This is a genomic window from Streptomyces sp. DG2A-72, from assembly GCF_030499575.1.
GTDB lineage: Bacteria > Actinomycetota > Actinomycetes > Streptomycetales > Streptomycetaceae > Streptomyces.
Window position 1 is genome coordinate 5,100,436 of the sequence record NZ_JASTLC010000001.1, and the last position, 18,604, is coordinate 5,119,039.

Below are 18,604 nucleotides of genomic sequence, written 5' to 3' on the forward strand. Positions count from 1 at the left end.
GATCTTCACCAGCAATGGCCGACGAGAACACTCCCTTCACGCCTGAAGAAGGCGGCGACATCGCCCAGCGTGTCGAGCCCGTCGGGCTCGAGACGGAGATGCAGCGCTCGTACCTCGACTACGCGATGTCCGTCATCGTCTCCCGTGCGCTGCCGGACGTCCGGGACGGGCTCAAGCCCGTCCACCGCCGCGTGCTGTACGCCATGTACGACGGCGGCTACCGCCCCGAGCGCGGCTTCTACAAGTGCGCCCGTGTGGTCGGCGACGTCATGGGCAACTACCACCCCCACGGCGACTCCTCGATCTACGACGCCCTGGTCCGCCTCGCCCAGCCGTGGTCGATGCGCATGCCGCTCGTCGACTCCAACGGAAACTTCGGCTCTCCGGGCAACGACCCCGCGGCCGCCATGCGGTACACCGAGTGCAAGATGGCGCCGCTGTCGATGGAGATGGTCCGTGACATCGACGAGGAGACCGTCGACTTCACGGACAACTACGACGGCCGCTCCCAGGAGCCGACCGTCCTGCCCGCCCGCTTCCCGAACCTGCTGATCAACGGCTCGGCCGGTATCGCGGTCGGTATGGCGACCAACATTCCGCCGCACAACCTGCGCGAGGTCGCGTCCGGCGCCCAGTGGTACCTGGAGAACCCGGAGGCGTCGCACGAGGAGCTGCTCGACGCCCTCGTCGAGCGCATCAAGGGCCCGGACTTCCCGACCGGCGCGCTCGTCGTCGGACGCAAGGGCATCGAGGAGGCCTACCGCACCGGCCGTGGCTCCATCACGATGCGCGCGGTCGTCGAGGTCGAGGAGATCCAGGGCCGTCAGTGCCTGGTGGTGACGGAGCTGCCGTACCAGGTCAATCCCGACAACCTGGCGCAGAAGATCGCCGACCTGGTGAAGGACGGCAAGGTCGGCGGTATCGCGGACGTCCGTGACGAGACCTCGTCCCGCACCGGCCAGCGACTGGTCATCGTGCTGAAGCGGGACGCGGTCGCCAAGGTCGTCCTGAACAACCTCTACAAGCACACCGACCTGCAGACCAACTTCGGCGCCAACATGCTGGCCCTGGTCGACGGCGTGCCCCGCACCCTCTCCCTGGACGCGTTCATCCGCCACTGGGTGACGCACCAGATCGAGGTCATCGTCCGCCGGACGCGCTTCCGCCTGCGCAAGGCCGAGGAGCGCGCTCACATCCTCCGCGGCCTCCTCAAGGCCCTGGACGCCATCGACGAGGTCATCGCGCTGATCCGGCGCAGCGACACCGTCGAGATCGCGCGCGGGGGCCTGATGCAGCTCCTGGAGATCGACGAGATCCAGGCCAACGCCATCCTCGAGATGCAGCTGCGCCGCCTCGCCGCCCTGGAGCGCCAGAAGATCGTCCAGGAGCACGACGAACTCCAGGCGAAGATCAACGAGTACAACGAGATCCTCGCCTCGCCGGTCCGTCAGCGCGGCATCGTCAGCGCGGAACTGGCCGCGATCGTCGAGAAGTTCGGCGACGACCGCAAGACCACGCTGGTGCCCTACGACGGTGACATGTCCATCGAGGACCTGATCGCCGAAGAGGACATCGTGGTGACCGTCTCACGTGGCGGTTACGTCAAGCGCACCAAGACCGTCGACTACCGGGCCCAGAAGCGCGGCGGCAAGGGCGTGCGCGGCACGAAGCTCAAGGAAGACGACATCGTCGACCACTTCTTCGTGTCCACCACCCACCACTGGCTGCTGTTCTTCACCAACAAGGGCCGCGTCTACCGGGCGAAGGCGTACGAGCTGCCGGACGCCGGCCGTGACGCGCGCGGCCAGCACGTGGCCAACCTGCTCGCCTTCCAGCCGGACGAGGCGATCGCCGAGATCCTCGCGATCCGCGACTACGAGGCAGCGCCGCACCTGGTGCTCGCCACCAAGGGCGGTCTGGTCAAGAAGACGCCTCTGAAGGATTACGATTCGCCGCGTTCCGGTGGCGTCATCGCGATCAACCTCCGTGAGACAGCGGACGGTTCCGATGACGAACTGATCGGAGCCGAACTCGTATCGCCCGATGACGATCTGCTTCTGATCAGCAAGAAGGCACAATCGATCAGGTTCACTGCCACGGACGACGCCCTGCGTCCCATGGGCCGTGCCACCTCGGGTGTCAAGGGCATGAGTTTCCGCGAGGGCGACGAGCTGCTCTCGATGAATGTTGTTCGACCCGGTACGTTCGTGTTCACTGCCACCGACGGTGGGTACGCGAAGCGGACCGCTGTCGACGAGTACCGCGTCCAGGGACGCGGCGGCCTCGGCATCAAGGCCGCCAAGATCGTGGAGGACCGCGGATCGCTCGTCGGTGCGCTGGTGGTCGAGGAGACCGACGAGATCCTCGCCATCACGCTGTCCGGCGGTGTGATTCGTACGCGAGTCAACGAGGTCAGGGAGACAGGCCGTGACACCATGGGCGTCCAACTGATCAACCTGGGCAAGCGCGATGCCGTCGTCGGCATCGCACGCAACGCCGAGGCGGGACGCGAGGCGGAGGAAGTCGACGGCGACGTGGCCGTGGACGAGACCGCCGAGGGTGTCGCGACCACCGGCACGGACGAGGGTGAGGCGCCCTCGGACGAGTAGCGCGAGGAGTGAGTCATCGTGAGCGGAGCCACGGGCGCCGGACCGACCGGTACGGACACGGACGACGGCGGCCGTGGCTCCGCCGCGCGTGTGACGGACTCGCACACGACCAACCTGCAAGCGATCAAGTCGTCCCCGACCGACTCGCACTCGCCTGACACTCATGGATCCCAGGGGGGAACTGTGACGGACACCCGTGGCTCGCAGACCCAGCAGTACGCGGCTGGGGCGGGCTCGGCCGCTCCGGGCTCCCAGCCCCAGCCGTCGGCCCAGCAAGCCGCCCAGGCGGCGCCGCAGCCGCCGGCCTCTCCGCTGCCGGGAGAGCGCCAGCCCCAGCAGCCCGCCGGCCCGTACCACCCGCCGCAGGCCTACCCGCCGGCTGCGGCGCCCGCCGGTGCCGTACGACGGCCCCGCACGGGCGCGCGTACGACGCCCCGCACCCGCAAGGCCCGGCTGCGCGTGGCGAAGGCCGACCCCTGGTCGGTCATGAAGGTGAGCTTCCTGCTCTCCATCGCCCTGGGCATCTGCACGATCGTCGCGTCGGCGGTGCTGTGGATGGTCATGGACGCGATGGGCGTCTTCTCGACGGTCGGCGGCACGATCTCCGAGGCCACCGGCTCCAACGAGTCGAACGGCTTCGACCTCCAGTCCTTCCTGTCCCTCCCGAACGTCCTGATGTTCACGTCGATCATCGCGGTCATCGACGTCGTCCTCGCGACGGCCCTCGCGACCCTCGGCGCGTTCATCTACAACCTGTCGGCGGGCTTCGTGGGCGGCGTCGAACTGACGCTGGCCGAGGACGAGTGACATTAACCGGCAACGCCGTTTCAAACCTCGGGCGACGGTCCTCTGACTATCGATTTTGGGACTGCCCACGTCGTGCGCTAATCTTCAGGGGTCAGCGCGCGGGACATACACCGCAGAGCGCGGCGGGGCTATAGCTCAGTTGGTTAGAGCGCATCCCTGATAAGGATGAGGCCACAGGTTCAAATCCTGTTAGCCCCACAGCGGCACAGCGCCAGGTGAGAAGCCCGGTAGGTCTCCAGGACCTACCGGGCTTCTGCATGTGTGGATCTGGGCACCCCGCTACTGCCCATAACTTGTCCGTGAGAAAGGCCCGGCCGCTCGAGTCGAGCGGCCGGGCCTTGGTCCGGGCGGTGCTGTACGCAAGTTCGCCGTTTGGGGGATGGGGGAGGAAGGAGCGCGCCGGGGGTCAGCGCTGGAGAGGCGTGAGGGGCTCGGCCGGGTCGCAGAGGGCGGCGGCTTCGAGTGCCGCGTCCGCAACCGTGTCCGTCTGCGGTCGGTGCCGGCAGCCGGGGGACTTGCCGTGGGCCTCGGCGCGGATGCGTTGCTTCATGGTGGGGGGCAGTGAGCGGGACCAGGCCCAGGGGATCGGCGGCGCCGTCACGTGCGTGACGCTGTTGCTCGCGGCCTCGGACTGCGGTACGGCCGCGTTCGCGGTCGTGGTGGCGAATCCGAGCGCCGTGCACAGCGCGAGGAAGGCGGTGACGATGGCGGTCCACAGCTTCATGACCTTGTTGCTGGCCATGGCCCCTCACTTTCGGGTTGGGCGATTTGCGTACTTTCCTCATGATGTTTATGTGGGTCGCGAAGTGGTGGACCGACGCCCTTTGCGCGTCGATGTTCCGATCAACACCACACGAATGGGTGCAGAGGGGATGAAAAGTGGAAGGAGGGTCACAAAGTCGCCGTCCGTGGCGGTGTGATCACCCTCCGATCGGAGGGGTATCGTCCGCTTCTACTGGGGTGTTCCGGACGGGAGTTGGCTGCGGACTCAGGTCACCGATCGATATCGGTCGGTGTGTATAGTCGGGCGCCAGAGGTCCCCTACGTCAACGAAAGACGAGGTCGCGCGGTGAAGAAGCTTCTCCTGGTCGCACTGGCCGCCATCGGCGGGCTCCTCGTGTACCGCCAGATCCAGGCGGATCGCGCCGAGCAGGATCTGTGGACGGAGGCGACTGACTCCGTGCCCACGGGTTCGTGAGTATCGACATCGGATTCTGAAAACCCCGGCCGCCGAGCGGTCGGGGTTTTGTGTTGCGGGACATCTCCGGTTGTGCGAGGGGGTGTGATGTGCCACGAGGTGCCTTCGAGGCGGGCGTTTCGGTCGCTCGTACGGATTGCACGGATGACATACCACCGGGCGGGGGAGGATGGGCCCCGGTCCGGGTCCGGCGACGACGAGGGGTGGCGTGTCATGGGGCGGCGGCGTACGACGTGGGGGCGTGCGAGGGGATGGCCCCGTGGTCTTCTTCGTCCATCGCGGTACGCGCGCGTGGCTGCCATGGCAACCGTCCTGTGGGCGGCGACGGTTCTGCCCGGGGGTGCGGCGCTCGCCGCAGGGGCGACGGCCGGCTCGTACGCCTTCGGAACGCCCGGCTCGTACGCCTTCGACGAGGACGCACGGTCCGTCGAGGGGACGGCAGGCACCACGGAGGCCGACCGGCTGGACGTGGCCACGACGTACCGCAGTTCCCTCCCACAGGGCGGCAGGCTCTTCTACCGCCTCGAACTCGACGCCACCTCGAACGTGTACGTCTCCGTGACCGCCGTCCCGCGCGCGGGCACCACAGTGAGCCCCACCGACAGCCTCAAGGTGTCGGTGCAGGACGCCAACAGCCGCTCCTGTTCGTACGACACCGCCACCTTCGGGAGCCGCAGCCCGCACCCGATCGCCGCCTGGGGAGCACGAGAGGTCGCCGCGAGCGACTCCTCATGCGACGGCGCGGGCACCTACTACGTGGTCGTGGAGCGCGTCGACCGGAGCGGTTCCTCACCCGACGCCTGGGACCTGGAGCTGGCCCCTGTCTCCGAACCACGGCTGAGGCAGACCAGTGCGACCGAGACCGAAGCACCCAAGGACTGGAACTCCGCCTCGCCCACCCCCCTGCTGAGCGAGGCCGAGCACCGCGACGGCGGCGGTGGCTTCACCCGGGCCACATCCATCGGTCAAGGCGTCTGGCGCGACGACCTGCGGCCCGGGCAGACCCTCTTCTACAAGGTGCCGGTCGACTGGGGACAGCAGCTCCACGCCACCGCCGAGCTGGGCAGTACGAGCAGCGACGGCAGCCTCGTGGCCGCCGCCCTGGACATGTCCCTCTACAACCCCGTACGCGCCCATGTCGACGACGTCAGCCTGCACTACAACGGCAGCCAGAAGGCGGCGTCGATCGACCCGCTGCCGCCGGTCGCCTACGTCAACCGCTACGCCAGTCCCTCCGACCCGGTCAGCGGCATGCGGTTCGCCGGCTCGTACTACCTCGTCGTCCATCTCGCGGAGCAGGTGGCCGAACAGTTCGGCGACGGGCCCTTCGGGCTGACGCTGCGGATCCGTGTCAGCGGTGCGGCCGAGGCCGAGCCCGGTTACGCGGGGAAAGCCGAGCCACCGAACCTCTTCGACGTCACGGCACAGGACCAGGAGGCCGTCATCGAGGGCGGCTCCGGCTCATCCGGCAGCGGCGACGCCGCGATGACGGTGGTCGCCGTGGGCGGGATCGGCGCGGGCACGGTGCTGGTGGCGGTGCTGGGAGTGTGGACGCTCGTGGCACGGAGGCGGGCCGGGGCCTGGTAGGGCGGCCGTGCCCGCGGGCTGGGGCTCAGATGCGGGTCAGCGCCCAGAACCCCACCGCGTAGCAGACCAGCGCGAGCAGCAGCAGCGGAACGGCCACCTTCGCCGGCGGGCCGGGGCGGCGGGGTGGGCGGGCCGCCCGGTGGCGCGGCTGCGAAATTGCCTGCGCGGGAGGTGGAACCTGCGGGTCCTGAGCGGTGTACGAAGCAGTAGAGGCATCGGCGCGGTGATGCGACGCCGGCGTCAGGGCCTGAGTGGAGTGGCGCGGCGTGGGCGGCTGGGGGGAGGACAGGACATGAGTGGGGTCGTTGGGGAAGAAGGGGGCGGGGCCGGGGTGGCTGCCCTCGGGTGGCGGGGGCTGCGGATGTGGGTGTGGGTGCAGTTGTGGATGTGGCTGAGCTTGCGCTTGTGGCTGGTGCTGGGGTCGCCGCTGGGCTTGGGCGTCCACCTGCTGCGGCAGAGGAGAGGAGCCGGTGGGCTGAGGGGGCGGCAGATGGAAGCTGCCGGTGTCCGACATGCTGGGCGGCTGAGCCCCCGTCGGCTGCCGGCGATCGGTGCCCCGCCCTGGACCGCCGACCTGCCGCTGAGCATCGGACACCCGCCGCGGATCGCTCTCCTGCCGCAGATCAGCCGGTACGACGGCTGCGCCCGCGCCGGTCGGGCCGGAACCCGTGCCGGAGATGTTCGGCCCGGAGCCCGCATCAGCGCTGTTCGGCCCGGAGTCCGTTTCGCCGCGCCCAGCAGCCGAGCCCGGCTCGCCCCTGGTCGGCTCCACTCCCCTTGCCGGCTTGAGTGGGCCTTCGGGGCCGAACCCCGGGGGAAGCGGGCCGATCTGATCGAAGATCTCGATCAGTTCGTCGTCCGGGCCGCCCTCCGGGAGGAGCTCCGCCGCCGAGGCGAGGGCCTTGCGCGCCCCCGTGGCCGTGCGGAACCGCGCCTGTGGATCCGGCTGCAGCAGCGTGGCCACGACCTGCCACAGCGGCTCGGGAATGCCCTTCGGCGCCCCCGGAGTCCCGTGCTCCGCGAAGTACTGGATGAGGGCCTTGGCATCCGGCTTGGCGCCCTCCAGCAGATACAGCGCCACCAGCCCTACGGCGAACAGGTCCGCGGCGAAGTCCGGCTCCGCGCCCATCATCTGCTCGGGCGCCAGATAGCCGGGCGTGCCCACCACGAGGTTGGTCTCCGTCAACCGCGGCTCGCCCAGGCGCATGGCGATACCGAAGTCGGACAGCCGCAGCCGCGGCCTGCCCGTGCCGGTGGCCTCCAACAGGACGTTGGCGGGCTTGATGTCGCGGTGCACGACGCCTTCCGCGTGTACTGCGGCCAGCCCAGACAGCAGCTGGTCGAGCAGGGTGCAGACGAAGGGCGTCGGCAGGGGGCCGTAGTCCCCGATCAGATGGACCAGCGAACCGCCGGCGACCAGATCCATGGTGAACAGGACCTTGTCGTCGTCAGCGGCCCAGCTGGCCGGCGCGAGCACATGAGGGTGATCGATCCGCAACGCCTGCTCCCGCACGAAGCGCAGCAGCGAGTGCGCGTCGCTCTGTTGCAGCACCTTGGCGGCGACATAGCGACGCCTGCGATGGTCCCAGGCACGCCACACAGCACCTACGCCGCCGCGTCCGATCGGGTCGGCCAGTTCATACCGGCCGGCGAAGACCTCACCCATGGCTGTGCGTCGCTCCTCCCCCTCAGGCTGTCCCCCTTGCTTCCCCCTCGACGAGCGATACGACTCCTGCCGCCCCCTGTGCGATGAGCGATACCCCCGTGGGTCACGGCCCCCGTGTCCGCGAACCCTTGCGCCCATTCCTCAGCCGTCGACCCGGCTACCGAACCCCCTTCGGTGACCGGGGCGCCGGATCAGCTCTGGTGGGACTGGTAGTGCGCGACCGCGTCGGAGGTGCGGCCCGCGCCGTACACCCGGAGGAACTCTGCCAGTTCCGGGTGGGTCGGGGCGAGGGTGTCCGCCGCCTCGATGATGTCTCCCGCCGCCGCCACCGAGCGCAGCAGCGACTGGATCTCGCGGACCACCCGCTTGACCGTGGGCGCCCCCGAACTGCTGGTCGTGGTCGTGGTGTTGCTGAGCACCGAGCCCCCCTGCGACTTCTTGATCTCTTCCATGCGCTCGGTCGCCTCGGCCGCACTCACGCTGCCGTCCGCGACCTGCCCCGCCAGATCCTGCAGCAGCTGCACCCGCTGGACCACGGCGGGATTGCCGATCTTCGCCCGCTGGCCGCTCATCAGCTGCGACAGCATCGGTGCGGACAGGCCCAGTACCCCCGCGAGACGAGCCTGGTTGAGGCCAAGATCGTCTATCAGCTTACGGAAGAGCGCCCCCAGCGGCTCCCCGTACCAGTTCCGCTGCAGTTCCCGCGCTCTTGCGGTGGCTTCCTGCTGTGCGGCGTCCATTGCGTCTCCCCATCGCTTTCCCCAAAACGGCGGTTCGCTGTCGCGAACCACGCCGAGCATCTTACGGAGAGTGGCGGTCCATCGGGACCCCCAATCTTTTTGCGAGATACGGGGGGCGACCCGGTACTCTGGTCTGCGGCGCCCGCCGGTATGTGGTTCTTCCGGTCGGACGCTCATCTTCCGGGGCCTTAGCTCAGTTGGTAGAGCGCTGTCTTTGCATGGCAGATGTCAGGGGTTCGACTCCCCTAGGCTCCACACCTCGGACCGGCCAGGCGCCTCAGCGGCGCCTGGCCGGTCCTTTTGTCGGGCCCGCTTCCAGGGGTGATATGCGTCACGCGGGACGGTCCGATGGCGTTGCAGTTCTTTGCGCAAAGAGGTGGGACGGGTGGAGGCGGTGAAGCGGTCGCCGGCCGTGACCGACGGCGTATGACGGAGCGCGCTCCGGCGTGCAGGCCGTGTGAGCTGGTGTGAACGGTTGTAGGTAGCCAGAGGAATACGTTGCGTTAAGAAAGTCTGTGCCGAACCTGCACACCAGGGCCGTTGCAAACGTCATCGGGAGCGGCGTGTGTAAACGCATGCCCGGGCTCGATGCCTGTTCCACGTGAAACATCACAGTGGGGCGGGGGACCCTCAAGTCTCCCGCCCCACCGCACAGTTGGCGTGACCGGCCGGAACGCTCACCGACCCTCGTCGCGCTTGGCGGCCTCCTCCTCAGCCTCCTTGGCCTGAACCTCGGGATCGAGCACGGACTGACCGCTGCCGTCCACCGAGGTCAGCCGGCCACCCTCGGGAACCTCCGTCGCGGCGGGCGGCTCGACCAGCCAGTCCGGGTTGGCCTGCTTGTCCCACCACTTCCAGGCGGCGAAAGCACCGCCCGCCAACACGCCGGCAACCGCCAGCGCCTTGGCGATCCGGCCGGCCCGAGCACGCCGCTCGTGTCGACGGGCCAACTTCTGGATGTCCTCGGCCGAGACATGGCTGCGCAGCGCAGCCAGCGCGGCAGCACTCCGAGCAGCGGCCTCGTCCTTGACAGGCGCGGCCACAGCCACCGCCTGCTCAAGCCGCGGCTTGGAGTAGTCGGTGGCCTGCCGAGCAGCCTTGCGGGTGCGGACGGCGGCCTCATGGGCGGCCTGGTCGACCTTCGGCGGTACATGTGTGCGGGCCTGCTCCAGACGCGGCACGACATGCGTGCCGTACTGAGCGCGCGCCTGCTCGGCGGCCAGCGACACCTTCGGCGCGAGCCGTACGCGTGCCTCGTGCGCATAGTGCGCGGCCCTGTCCTTGGCCGTGTCGGCGTAGGGCGCCACCACTTCCGCGGCGTGCAGCACGCTGTCCTTCGCCGAGCCGGTCGCGGCGCGCACGCTGTCGATGCGGGTCACGGGATCCTCCTCCTCGGTGGCGTACGGTATTTCGGCTATCCACCCTTTTACGGATCATGCCTGCAAGGAAGCCCCGCGGCATGTGAGGGCGGGCATCCGGGTCATGGATCAAGTGCAATAGCGGATGAATACGGGGCAACAGGAGCTTGTCGTCGACAATGCCACGGATCGCCGCTGCGCGCCCCCGGCCCGAGGCCACTCGTCCGGATTTCTCCCAAGCGACACGCAGGCAAACCGGTGCGGAACAGGGCGACGGGCGACGTACGGCGTGGACCATGCGAGGATCAGGGGGTCACAGGAAGACAACGGAAGGCAGATCGTGGCTGAGCAGCTCTACGCCACCCTGAAGACCAACAGCGGCGACATCGAAGTCCGGCTTCTGCCGAACCACGCGCCCAAGACGGTCCGGAACTTTGTCGAGCTCGCCAAGGGCGAGCGTGAATGGACCGACCCCGCCACCGGCGAGCGGTCCACCAACAAGCTCTACGACGGCACGGTCTTCCACCGGGTGATCAGCGGATTCATGATCCAGGGCGGTGACCCGCTGGGCAACGGCACCGGCGGACCCGGCTACCAGTTCGAGGACGAGTTCCACCCGGACCTCTCCTTCGACAAGCCCTACCTCCTGGCCATGGCCAACGCCGGTCCGGGCACCAACGGCTCGCAGTTCTTCATCACGGTCGCCCCGACGACCTGGCTGAACCGCAAGCACACCATCTTCGGCGAAGTCACCGACGGCGCGAGCCAGAAGATCATCGACGCCATCGCGTCCGCGCAGACCAACCCGCGCACCGACCGCCCGCTCAACGACGTCGTCATCGAGTCGGTCGTCGTCGAGACCCGCGAAGGCTAGGACAGACCCCGGGCCCGAAGGGCCCGGTACCTCCCGCAGGGAACCAAACGCCCCGCTCATCCGTAAGGATGGGCGGGGCGGTTCATCTGCGTACGACACGAGGGGATCCCATGGACCAGGCGCCAGGCAGCCCACAGGGCCCGGAGGACCAGGGCCCCGCGCAAAGCGCACCTGTCTGCTATCGACACCCGGACCGCGAGACCGGTGTGCGCTGCACCCGCTGCGAGCGCCCCATCTGCCCCGAGTGCATGGTCAGCGCCTCCGTCGGCTTCCAATGCCCCAACTGCGTCCGTGAAGGCGCCGGCACCGGCGTCTCGCCCACCGCATCCCGGCCCCGCACCATCGCCGGCGGTACCGTCACCGCCGACCCCCGACTGCTCACCAAGGTCCTCATCGGGATCAACCTCGCGGTCTTCATCGCCGTCCGGTCATCGTCGTCGCTCCTGAACGACCTGGTCCTCATCGGCGAATGGCCCCCCGCCCCCTTCACACCCACCGAAGGCGTCGCCGCGGGCGAGTGGTACCGCCTGTTCACCTCGATGTTCACGCACGAGGCCCCCTGGCACATCGCCTTCAACATGCTCAGCCTCTGGTGGCTCGGCGGCCCCCTCGAAGCCGCCCTCGGCCGCGCCCGCTACATCTCCCTCTACCTGGTCTCGGGCCTGGCGGGCAGCGCCCTGACCTATCTGCTCGAATCCCCGACCACAGCCTCGCTCGGCGCATCCGGCGCCATCTTCGGCCTCTTCGGCGCCACCGCCGTCCTCGTCCGCCGCCTGAACTACGACATGCGGCCGATCATCGCCCTCCTGGTGATCAACCTGATCTTCACCTTCGGCTGGAGCAACATCGCCTGGCAGGCCCACATCGGCGGACTCGTCGGCGGCCTCGTGATCGGCTACGCCATGGTCCACGCCCCCCGCGAGCGGCGGAACCTCGTCCAGTACGGCAGCTGTGTGCTGCTGCTGGTCGTGATCGTCGGAGTGACTCTGTTGAGGACAGCCCAGCTCACTTGATCCCCAGCATTATCCACAGTCTGTGGCGGATCTTGTGCACGCTGTGTGGGAATAGCTGCGCCCCCTGTAACTGACCTGCGTTTCCGCAGGTCAGGCAAGGGGGCGAACGTGCTTTCGATTGCCGGTAGGTCTGTCACACCGGCGTCAACACTCGATGGGTTATCCACAGATCGTCGTTCTTTCCACACTGTGGACGACGCTGTGGATAACTCAGCGGATAGCCCTGGGTAGAGCTGGATTCACCGGGCCGTGGCCGCTACTTCCACTGCGTGGAGACACCGAATCCCGCCGCGATGAAGCCGAAGCCCACGACGATGTTCCAGTTGTCGAAACTGTCGATGGGCAGCGAGCCGTCCGTGACGTAGAACACCACGATCCATGCCAGGCCGATGAGGAACATGGCCAGCATGACCGGCGCGACCCAGGTGCGGCTGGTGAGCTTGATGGCGGTCGCCTGCTTCGCCGGCGGCGGCGTGTAGTCGGCCTTCTTGCGGATACGTGACTTCGGCACGAGGGTCTCTCCTGTCGATGCGCTGCGTGGCCGCGCAGGGAACTGGGGCGGGCTCCGGGGCAGCGTACAAGGGGACTCTTAGTGCTCCCCCGGGCGTCCGTTAGCGTAGTGCTTCCGCGGCGCCGAAGGAGATAAGGGTACGTTGAGTAATTCTGCCGACTCCCCCGGGACGGGATCCAGCCCTGCCCGCGGACGCCGTTTCCGGCCGGTGCGGGTACTCACGGCGGGTGTGTTCGCTCTCGCGGGGCTCATTTTCTTCACCAGTTTCAATACTGCCAAAGGCACCAATATCCGTACGGATGACTCCTTGCTGAAGCTGTCCGACCTGATTCACGAGCGCAGCCACAACAACGGCGAGCTGGATGAGTCCAACGCGGGCCTGCGGGACGACATCGACGCGCTTGCCGAGCGGGGCGACGGCAGCAGCAAGGCCGAGGACGACAGGCTGGCGGGCCTGGAGAAGAAGGCGGGTACGCAGAAGCTCACGGGTGAGGCGATCACGGTCACCCTCAATGACGCTCCGCCGGACGCCACAGCCAAGCTCCCCGGCTATCCCGAGCCGCAGCCCGACTACCTGGTCATCCACCAGCAGGACCTCCAGGCCGTGGTGAACGCCCTCTGGCAGGGCGGCGCCGAGGGCATCAAGGTCATGGACCAGCGGCTGATCTCCACCAGCGCCGTGCGTTGTGTGGGCAACACCCTGATTCTTCAGGGTCGCGTCTATTCGCCGCCGTACAAGATCACGGCGGTCGGGGACCCGGAGAAGCTGCAGAAGGCGCTCACCGCGTCTCCGGCGATCCAGAACTACATGGTGTACGTCAACGTCTACGGGCTCGGCTGGAAAGTCGAGGAGGACGGGGCGGTGACTCTGCCCGGCTACTCGGGCACAGTGGATCTGCAGTACGCCCAGCCCGTGGAGTGAGTCTGTTCAGGAGCTGCCGGTGCGCGTCGTCGTCAGGACTGTCAGCGAACTCTGTATCACCGTGGGCACGTTGATAGTCCTGTTCGTCGTCCATGTGCTGTTCTGGACCGGCGTGAAGGCCGACAATGTCATGGGCGACCAGATCGACCAGCTCGAGGAGCAGTGGGCGCGCGGGGCGGTGCGGCCCGCGCCGTCGGCGGCCCCCGGCGCTTCAGCCACCCCGGCGGAGCCGGCTCCGTATGAGAGTGGCAAGCCTTTCGCGATCATGTACATCCCGCGTCTTGGTTTCACGTGGAACAAGCCCGTGCTCGAAGGCACCGCCACCGGCACCCTCAAGAAGGGCCTCGGTCACTACGCGCGCACTGCCCAGCTCGGTCAGAAGGGCAACTTCTCGGTCGCGGGACATCGGCGCACGTATGGAGACCCGTTCAAGGACTTTCCCGAGCTGAGGGCGGGGGATGCGGTGGTGCTGACGGACGGGGCGACGTGGTTCACGTACAGAATCGACAAAGGGCCCTACAAAACCGTTCCCACCGACGTTGAGGTGATCGATCCTGTGCCACGTAAATCGGGGTACACACGTACGGGGCGCTATCTCACGCTGACCACCTGCGATCCGGAGTGGGGACACAGCCACCGGCTGATCGTCTGGGCTCACCTCGACTCCACCCAGCCTGTGGAGGCCGGGAAACCAGAGGCCCTGCGCCGTTAGTCTGGTGCGGGTACGGCGTGAGTCTGGTGCCGTGGTGCGACGGAAGGGACGGCATGTACGGCTGGATCTGGCGGCATCTGCCGGGGAACGCATGGGTGAAGGCGCTGATCTCGCTCATGCTGGTCGTGGCCGTGGTCTACGTCCTCTTCCAGTACGTCTTCCCGTGGGCTGAACCGCTGCTTCCCTTCAACGATGTGACGGTGGACAACCAGTGAGCGCGCGCATTCTCGTCGTCGACAACTACGACAGCTTCGTCTTCAACCTGGTCCAGTACCTGTACCAGCTGGGCGCCGAGTGCGAGGTCCTGCGCAACGACGAGGTGTCGACGACGCACGCCCAGGACGGTTTCGACGGGGTGCTGCTGTCGCCGGGTCCGGGTACGCCGGAGCACGCCGGGGTCTGTGTGGACATGGTCCGCCACTGCGCCGCCACCGGGGTGCCCGTCTTCGGCGTCTGCCTCGGCATGCAGTCGATGCAGGTGGCGTACGGCGGTGTCGTGGACCGTGCGCCCGAGCTGCTGCACGGCAAGACGTCGCTGGTCGAGCATCGGGGCGAGGGCGTTTTCGCGGGCCTGCCGTCGCCCTTCACGGCGACCCGCTACCACTCCCTGGCGGCCGAGCCGGAGACGGTCCCGGCCGAGCTGGAGGTCACCGCCCGTACGCACGACGGCATCATCATGGGCCTGCGTCACCGTGAACTCCCGGTCGAGGGTGTGCAGTTCCACCCTGAGTCGGTGCTGACCGAGCACGGTCACCGGATGCTGGCCAACTGGCTGGTGGAGTGCGGTGACCAGGGTGCGGTGGCGAGGTCGGCGGGGCTCGCACCGGTGGTGGGCAGGGCCACGGCGTGACCGCCCTGCGCCCCGAGCGCGAGTCCGGCGCGGCCGCTTATGGCAACGCCGGCGACCAGGGCACCTCGTACGGCGAGCAGCCGTACGGGGCGCCGGGTGCGTTCGAGGACTGGCAGGGCGAGGACCGGCGGGGCGAGGACCGGCAGGGCGGGCAGGGAACGTACGGCCAAGGAATGCAGGAGGGGTACGGCCAGGAGCCGCAGGCGTACGGGGCGGAGGAGGCGCATGCCTACGCGGCGCAGGAGCCGTACGCGCCGTCGTATCAGGCTTCCGTCGATGGCGCCTCGTATCGCACGCCCGTCGACGCATCCTCGTATGACACCCCAGTGGACGGACCCTCCATACCGCCGGGCGGTGAGGCCTTCCTGCCTCCCGTCGATGAGGAGACCGTCGCCCTGCGGATACCCGATCTCCCTCCGACAGCCGGCGGCGAGTCCATATCGGCTTCTGGCGCTTCCTCTGCCCCGTCGGCCACCGGACCCGCCCCGGGTGGCCGAGCGGCCCGCAGAAAGGCAGCCAAGGGCCGTCACGGGCGGCATGGCGGGGCGCGGGAGCCGCGGGAGGCGTCGTCGCCGGCCGAGGCGGAGGACGAGCGGCCGCTCTCGCGCGTGGAGGCTCGTCGGCGGGCGCGGGCGAACAAGCCGAGCGCCGGTGTCATGGCCAGCCGGGCGATCGGTGAGGTGTTCATCACCACCGGCGTGCTGATGCTGCTGTTCGTCACCTACCAGCTGTGGTGGACGAACGTCCGGGCGCATGCGCAGGCCGGGAAGGAGGCGAGCAACCTCCAGCAGGACTGGGCGAGCGGGAAGCGCGCCCCGGGGACCTTCGAGCCGGGGCAGGGCTTCGCCCTTCTGTACATCCCGAAGCTGGACGTGGTGGTGCCGATCGCCGAGGGCGTCAGCAACAAGAAGGTGCTCGACAAGGGGATGGTCGGCCACTACGGCGAGGGCGCGCTGAAGACGGCGATGCCCAGTGCGAAGACCGGCAACTTCGGACTGGCGGGGCATCGCAATACGCACGGCGAGCCGTTCCGGTACATCAACAAGCTTCAGCCGGGCGATCCGATCGTCGTCGAGACGCAGGACACGTACTACGTCTACAAGATGGCGTCGATTCTGCCGGTGACCTCGCCGAGCAATGTGAGCGTGCTGGATCCCGTGCCCAAGGACGGCGGTTTCACCGCGCCCGGCCGCTACATCACGCTGACGACGTGCACGCCGGAGTTCACCAGTAAGTACCGGATGATCGTCTGGGGCAAGATGGTCGAGGAACGGCCGCGCAGCAAGGGGAAGCCGGATGCGCTCGTCTCGTAAGGGCGGATGAACGTGGCAGCGACCACTGACGACACCGAGCACGCAGAGCGCACCGACGCGCCCGGATCCGCGCCCGCCCCGCGCCGCCGCGGCCCTGGGCGGATCGCCATGGCGGTCAGTGTCTTCGGTGAGCTCCTCATCACGGCGGGCCTGGTGCTCGGTCTGTTCGTCGTCTACTCGCTGTGGTGGACGAACGTCATCGCGGACCGGGAGGCCGACAAGCAGGCCGACAAGGTCCGCGACACCTGGGCCCGCGACAGCGACTCCGGCCCCGTCGCCTTCGACAGCAAGAACGGCATCGGCTTCCTGCATGTCCCCGCGATGAGCAAGAGCGAGATCCTCGTCGAGAAGGGCACGTCCTCGAAGATCCTCAACGACGGCGTCGCCGGCTACTACGTCGACCCCGTCAAGGCCGCCCTCCCCACCAGCGGCAAGAACGGCAACTTCAGCCTCGCCGCGCACCGTGACGGCCACGGCGCCAAGTTCCACAAGATCGACAAGATCGAGAAGGGCGACCCGATCGTCTTCGAGACGAAGGACAATTGGTACATCTACAAGGTCTACGCCGTCCTGCCCGAGACCTCGAAGTACAACGTCAAGGTGCTTTCGCCCATCCCGAAGGAGTCGGGCAAGGAGAAGGCCGGCAAATACATCACGCTGACGACCTGCACGCCGGTGTTCACGTCTCGGTATCGGTATGTGGTGTGGGGGGAGTTGGAGCGGGTGGAGAAGGTGGATCGGGAGCGGACGCCGCCGGAGGAACTGCGGTAGTGGTGCCGGGGGCCCTCAGGGCGTCAGGGGTGAAGGGGCACGTCGCTACGAATAGGGCCACTTCCGAGGCGTAAAGAACCTTGGCTGCCCCGACGAACTTCTGGACCTCGGAGCTGGTGATGGCGAGGTAGGGCGCGAACCTCTTGCACTGGACGACGAGGCGCCGCCGTCGGCCGTGAGGGCGATGATGTCGACTCCCCGGTCATTCCGACCGCCCTGTACGACGACGTTGGTGCAGCCGTCGCGACGCAGCAGTTCGGCGACGTGTTTCTCGAACTCGCGGCCGTTCATGGCGTCCATGGATGCCATGACTCCGGCGAGGGGCCGGTCCTCGCGCGGGCTCTCCAGTCTTTGCAGTCGGGCGTGGTGCTGTTGCAGTCGCCGCTCGATGCGCTGGACCTCCGTGCGCAGAGCGATCAGCTCCCTGCGGTGCTCACCGGACGTTTCGATCAGCGCGTTGAACATGGGGACGACGGTCTTGCCGAGGATGTGGGTGATGCGCTGGTCGATGCGGTCGTCGAGGGAGACGGCGTCAGCGGGAGCTGGGTTTTCCACAGGCTGTGTGCGCGCCAGGTACTCCATGTCGAGGAGATACGTGCGCACCTGGCGGGCGACTTCACTGTCGCGGAGGAGCATGGCGACGTTGATTGACGGCTCGGCGGGAGTAAATGGTGAGGCTCCGGCGTGCCTGTGGATAACTGCCCAACGAGAGTGACATGTTGTCACTCTCGAATTTCCGCAGGTCAGCACCTCGCAGTACGACCATGCCGTTGACTTCCAACTCTTCGCGGTGGCGCTTGGTCAACTGGCGGATCGCCTCAACAGCGACACCGAAGTACGCCGCCGCCATCGCCGTAGTCACATGCATCCCGTCCGGCAGCAGCGACAGCACCTTCACTCTGTCCAGCACGTCCGTGCGGTCGAGCACGCTGCCGCGCAGGGCCTGCGATTCCAGTAGAGCCTGTTCGCTGATCACGTTCTGCCCTTTCGTCGATCGTGGCCGTACGGCCGGGGCAGAGCTCTGAAACCCCACCCCACCCGATCAACGAGTCGTGAAATAAGAAGACGCGATCGACAGGCGAAATTCTGGTGCGACCACGTCGGCTGGGCTGGAGCGGGGCTGTGGATAGCTGGTCTCACAGGAACTACAGGTCGTGCCCCCGGCGAACTCGCCGGGGGCACGACCTGTGGACGATGAGGCTGTCAGCAGTGCACCGCGAGCGTCACCACTTGCGCCAGCGAAGTGCCGGACGGGTTGTGTATGACCCCGTTCAGCGTGACGCAACGGCTCGCCGCACCCGTGACGGAGCGGGGGCCCGCGTACGACGTGTATCTGCCGGAGTCGGAAGTGTACTGGTCCTGCGAACACGACTGGCCTTCCACGCTTCCAGCGGCACACCGGCCGATGAAGATGGCCATGTGCTTGGTGGTGCTGGTACCGAAGTAAGTGTCCACCGTGACAGCGCAGTTGGTGCCGCCGTTGGCCGTGCTGTAGTAGAGGTAGACCACGCCGTACTTGACACCGCCGCTGGTCTTGACGTCGTAGGTATCGATCAGGTTGCCGGAGCAGCCGTACCCTGCGGCGCTCGCCGTGGGGGCCATGACGAGTCCGCCGATGAACAGCGCCAATGTGGCGAACAGCGTGGACATGGTCTTACGCATGCTGATCTCCT

General features: G+C 67.7%; 19 protein-coding genes, 2 tRNA genes and 1 pseudogene. 14 read left to right on the plus strand and 8 right to left on the minus strand.

Going from position 1 to position 18,604, the window contains the following annotated elements:
• Positions 1 to 14: 14 nt before the first annotated feature.
• From gyrA to QQY66_RS24280, 3 genes are all read left to right on the plus strand, one after another.
• The gene (gene gyrA, locus QQY66_RS24270; protein WP_301982430.1) at positions 15 to 2,609 is read left to right on the plus strand and encodes a DNA gyrase subunit A; all 2,595 of its coding nucleotides are present in this window, start codon (positions 15 to 17) and stop codon (positions 2,607 to 2,609) included.
• An 18-nt stretch (positions 2,610 to 2,627) separates the two neighbouring features.
• Complete coding sequence (locus tag QQY66_RS24275; protein ID WP_301982431.1) at positions 2,628 to 3,416, plus strand: DUF3566 domain-containing protein; 789 nt, start codon at positions 2,628 to 2,630, stop codon at positions 3,414 to 3,416.
• 124 nt (positions 3,417 to 3,540) lie between these two features.
• A tRNA-Ile gene (locus QQY66_RS24280) sits at positions 3,541 to 3,614 on the plus strand.
• A 208-nt stretch (positions 3,615 to 3,822) separates the two neighbouring features.
• Here the strand turns inward: QQY66_RS24280 and QQY66_RS24285 are convergent.
• Positions 3,823 to 4,158, minus strand: a complete 336-nt coding sequence (locus tag QQY66_RS24285; protein ID WP_301982432.1) for a DUF6344 domain-containing protein — start codon at positions 4,156 to 4,158, stop codon at positions 3,823 to 3,825.
• A gap of 327 nt (positions 4,159 to 4,485) precedes the next feature.
• Between QQY66_RS24285 and QQY66_RS24290 the strand changes: the two genes are divergently transcribed.
• Together QQY66_RS24290 and QQY66_RS24295 are read left to right on the plus strand one after the other, a co-directional pair.
• Positions 4,486 to 4,614, plus strand: coding sequence for a DLW-39 family protein (locus QQY66_RS24290; RefSeq protein ID WP_003999697.1), 129 nt, complete (start codon positions 4,486 to 4,488; stop codon positions 4,612 to 4,614).
• A gap of 300 nt (positions 4,615 to 4,914) precedes the next feature.
• Positions 4,915 to 6,201, plus strand: a complete 1,287-nt coding sequence (locus QQY66_RS24295; protein ID WP_301987476.1) for a hypothetical protein — start codon at positions 4,915 to 4,917, stop codon at positions 6,199 to 6,201.
• Between the two features lie 25 nt (positions 6,202 to 6,226).
• On the opposite strand, the gene QQY66_RS24300 is transcribed toward QQY66_RS24295, so the two are convergent.
• Both QQY66_RS24300 and QQY66_RS24305 read right to left on the minus strand, forming a co-directional pair.
• Positions 6,227 to 7,867, minus strand: a complete 1,641-nt coding sequence (locus QQY66_RS24300) for a serine/threonine-protein kinase (RefSeq protein WP_301982433.1) — start codon at positions 7,865 to 7,867, stop codon at positions 6,227 to 6,229.
• A gap of 191 nt (positions 7,868 to 8,058) precedes the next feature.
• Positions 8,059 to 8,607, minus strand: coding sequence for a DNA-binding protein (locus QQY66_RS24305; protein WP_210573411.1), 549 nt, complete (start codon positions 8,605 to 8,607; stop codon positions 8,059 to 8,061).
• Between the two features lie 182 nt (positions 8,608 to 8,789).
• Between QQY66_RS24305 and QQY66_RS24310 the strand changes: the two genes are divergently transcribed.
• Positions 8,790 to 8,862 (plus strand) — tRNA-Ala (locus QQY66_RS24310).
• Positions 8,863 to 9,284: 422 nt separating this feature from the next.
• Here QQY66_RS24310 and QQY66_RS24315 read toward each other — a convergent pair.
• Positions 9,285 to 9,986 carry a DUF5324 family protein gene (locus QQY66_RS24315; RefSeq protein WP_301982434.1) on the minus strand — a complete coding sequence of 234 codons (702 nt, stop codon included), beginning with the start codon at positions 9,984 to 9,986 and terminating at the stop codon, positions 9,285 to 9,287.
• A 319-nt stretch (positions 9,987 to 10,305) separates the two neighbouring features.
• Between QQY66_RS24315 and QQY66_RS24320 the strand changes: the two genes are divergently transcribed.
• Together QQY66_RS24320 and QQY66_RS24325 are read left to right on the plus strand one after the other, a co-directional pair.
• A complete protein-coding gene (locus QQY66_RS24320; RefSeq protein ID WP_301982435.1) occupies positions 10,306 to 10,839 on the plus strand; it encodes a peptidylprolyl isomerase in 534 nt (177 codons plus the stop codon).
• Positions 10,840 to 10,949: 110 nt separating this feature from the next.
• Positions 10,950 to 11,852 carry a rhomboid family intramembrane serine protease gene (locus tag QQY66_RS24325; protein WP_301982436.1) on the plus strand — a complete coding sequence of 301 codons (903 nt, stop codon included), beginning with the start codon at positions 10,950 to 10,952 and terminating at the stop codon, positions 11,850 to 11,852.
• 256 nt (positions 11,853 to 12,108) lie between these two features.
• On the opposite strand, the gene crgA is transcribed toward QQY66_RS24325, so the two are convergent.
• On the minus strand, positions 12,109 to 12,363 hold the full coding sequence (gene crgA / locus QQY66_RS24330) for a cell division protein CrgA (RefSeq protein ID WP_301982437.1): 255 nt from the start codon (positions 12,361 to 12,363) through the stop codon (positions 12,109 to 12,111).
• Positions 12,364 to 12,505: 142 nt separating this feature from the next.
• Between crgA and QQY66_RS24335 the strand changes: the two genes are divergently transcribed.
• The 6 genes from QQY66_RS24335 to QQY66_RS24360 are packed head-to-tail and all read left to right on the plus strand — an operon-like array spanning position 12,506 to position 16,931.
• On the plus strand, positions 12,506 to 13,285 hold the full coding sequence (locus tag QQY66_RS24335; RefSeq protein WP_301982438.1) for a DUF881 domain-containing protein: 780 nt from the start codon (positions 12,506 to 12,508) through the stop codon (positions 13,283 to 13,285).
• Positions 13,286 to 13,304: 19 nt separating this feature from the next.
• On the plus strand, positions 13,305 to 13,997 hold the full coding sequence (locus QQY66_RS24340) for a class E sortase (RefSeq protein ID WP_301982439.1): 693 nt from the start codon (positions 13,305 to 13,307) through the stop codon (positions 13,995 to 13,997).
• Positions 13,998 to 14,014: 17 nt separating this feature from the next.
• A complete protein-coding gene (locus tag QQY66_RS24345; protein WP_210573855.1) occupies positions 14,015 to 14,212 on the plus strand; it encodes a hypothetical protein in 198 nt (65 codons plus the stop codon).
• Positions 14,209 to 14,847: an aminodeoxychorismate/anthranilate synthase component II gene (locus tag QQY66_RS24350; protein ID WP_301982440.1), complete on the plus strand. Its 639-nt coding sequence runs from the start codon at positions 14,209 to 14,211 to the stop codon at positions 14,845 to 14,847. The genes QQY66_RS24345 and QQY66_RS24350 overlap by 4 nt, the downstream gene beginning before the upstream one ends.
• Positions 14,844 to 16,160 carry a class E sortase gene (locus QQY66_RS24355; protein ID WP_301982441.1) on the plus strand — a complete coding sequence of 439 codons (1,317 nt, stop codon included), beginning with the start codon at positions 14,844 to 14,846 and terminating at the stop codon, positions 16,158 to 16,160. The genes QQY66_RS24350 and QQY66_RS24355 overlap by 4 nt, the downstream gene beginning before the upstream one ends.
• A gap of 6 nt (positions 16,161 to 16,166) precedes the next feature.
• On the plus strand, positions 16,167 to 16,931 hold the full coding sequence (locus QQY66_RS24360) for a class E sortase (protein ID WP_301982442.1): 765 nt from the start codon (positions 16,167 to 16,169) through the stop codon (positions 16,929 to 16,931).
• Here QQY66_RS24360 and QQY66_RS24370 read toward each other — a convergent pair.
• The 3 genes and pseudogenes from QQY66_RS24370 to QQY66_RS24380 all read right to left on the minus strand — a co-directional run bounded on the left by QQY66_RS24370 (position 16,840) and on the right by QQY66_RS24380 (position 18,593).
• Positions 16,840 to 17,567: pseudogene (locus tag QQY66_RS24370) on the minus strand (restriction endonuclease). The gene QQY66_RS24360 and the pseudogene QQY66_RS24370 overlap by 92 nt on opposite strands.
• On the minus strand, positions 17,548 to 17,907 hold the full coding sequence (locus tag QQY66_RS24375; protein ID WP_301982444.1) for a hypothetical protein: 360 nt from the start codon (positions 17,905 to 17,907) through the stop codon (positions 17,548 to 17,550). The pseudogene QQY66_RS24370 and the gene QQY66_RS24375 overlap by 20 nt, the downstream one beginning before the upstream one ends.
• 227 nt (positions 17,908 to 18,134) lie before the next feature.
• Entirely contained in the window at positions 18,135 to 18,593 is a 459-nt protein-coding gene (locus QQY66_RS24380) for a hypothetical protein (RefSeq protein WP_301982445.1), read from the minus strand.
• Positions 18,594 to 18,604 lie beyond the last annotated feature (11 nt).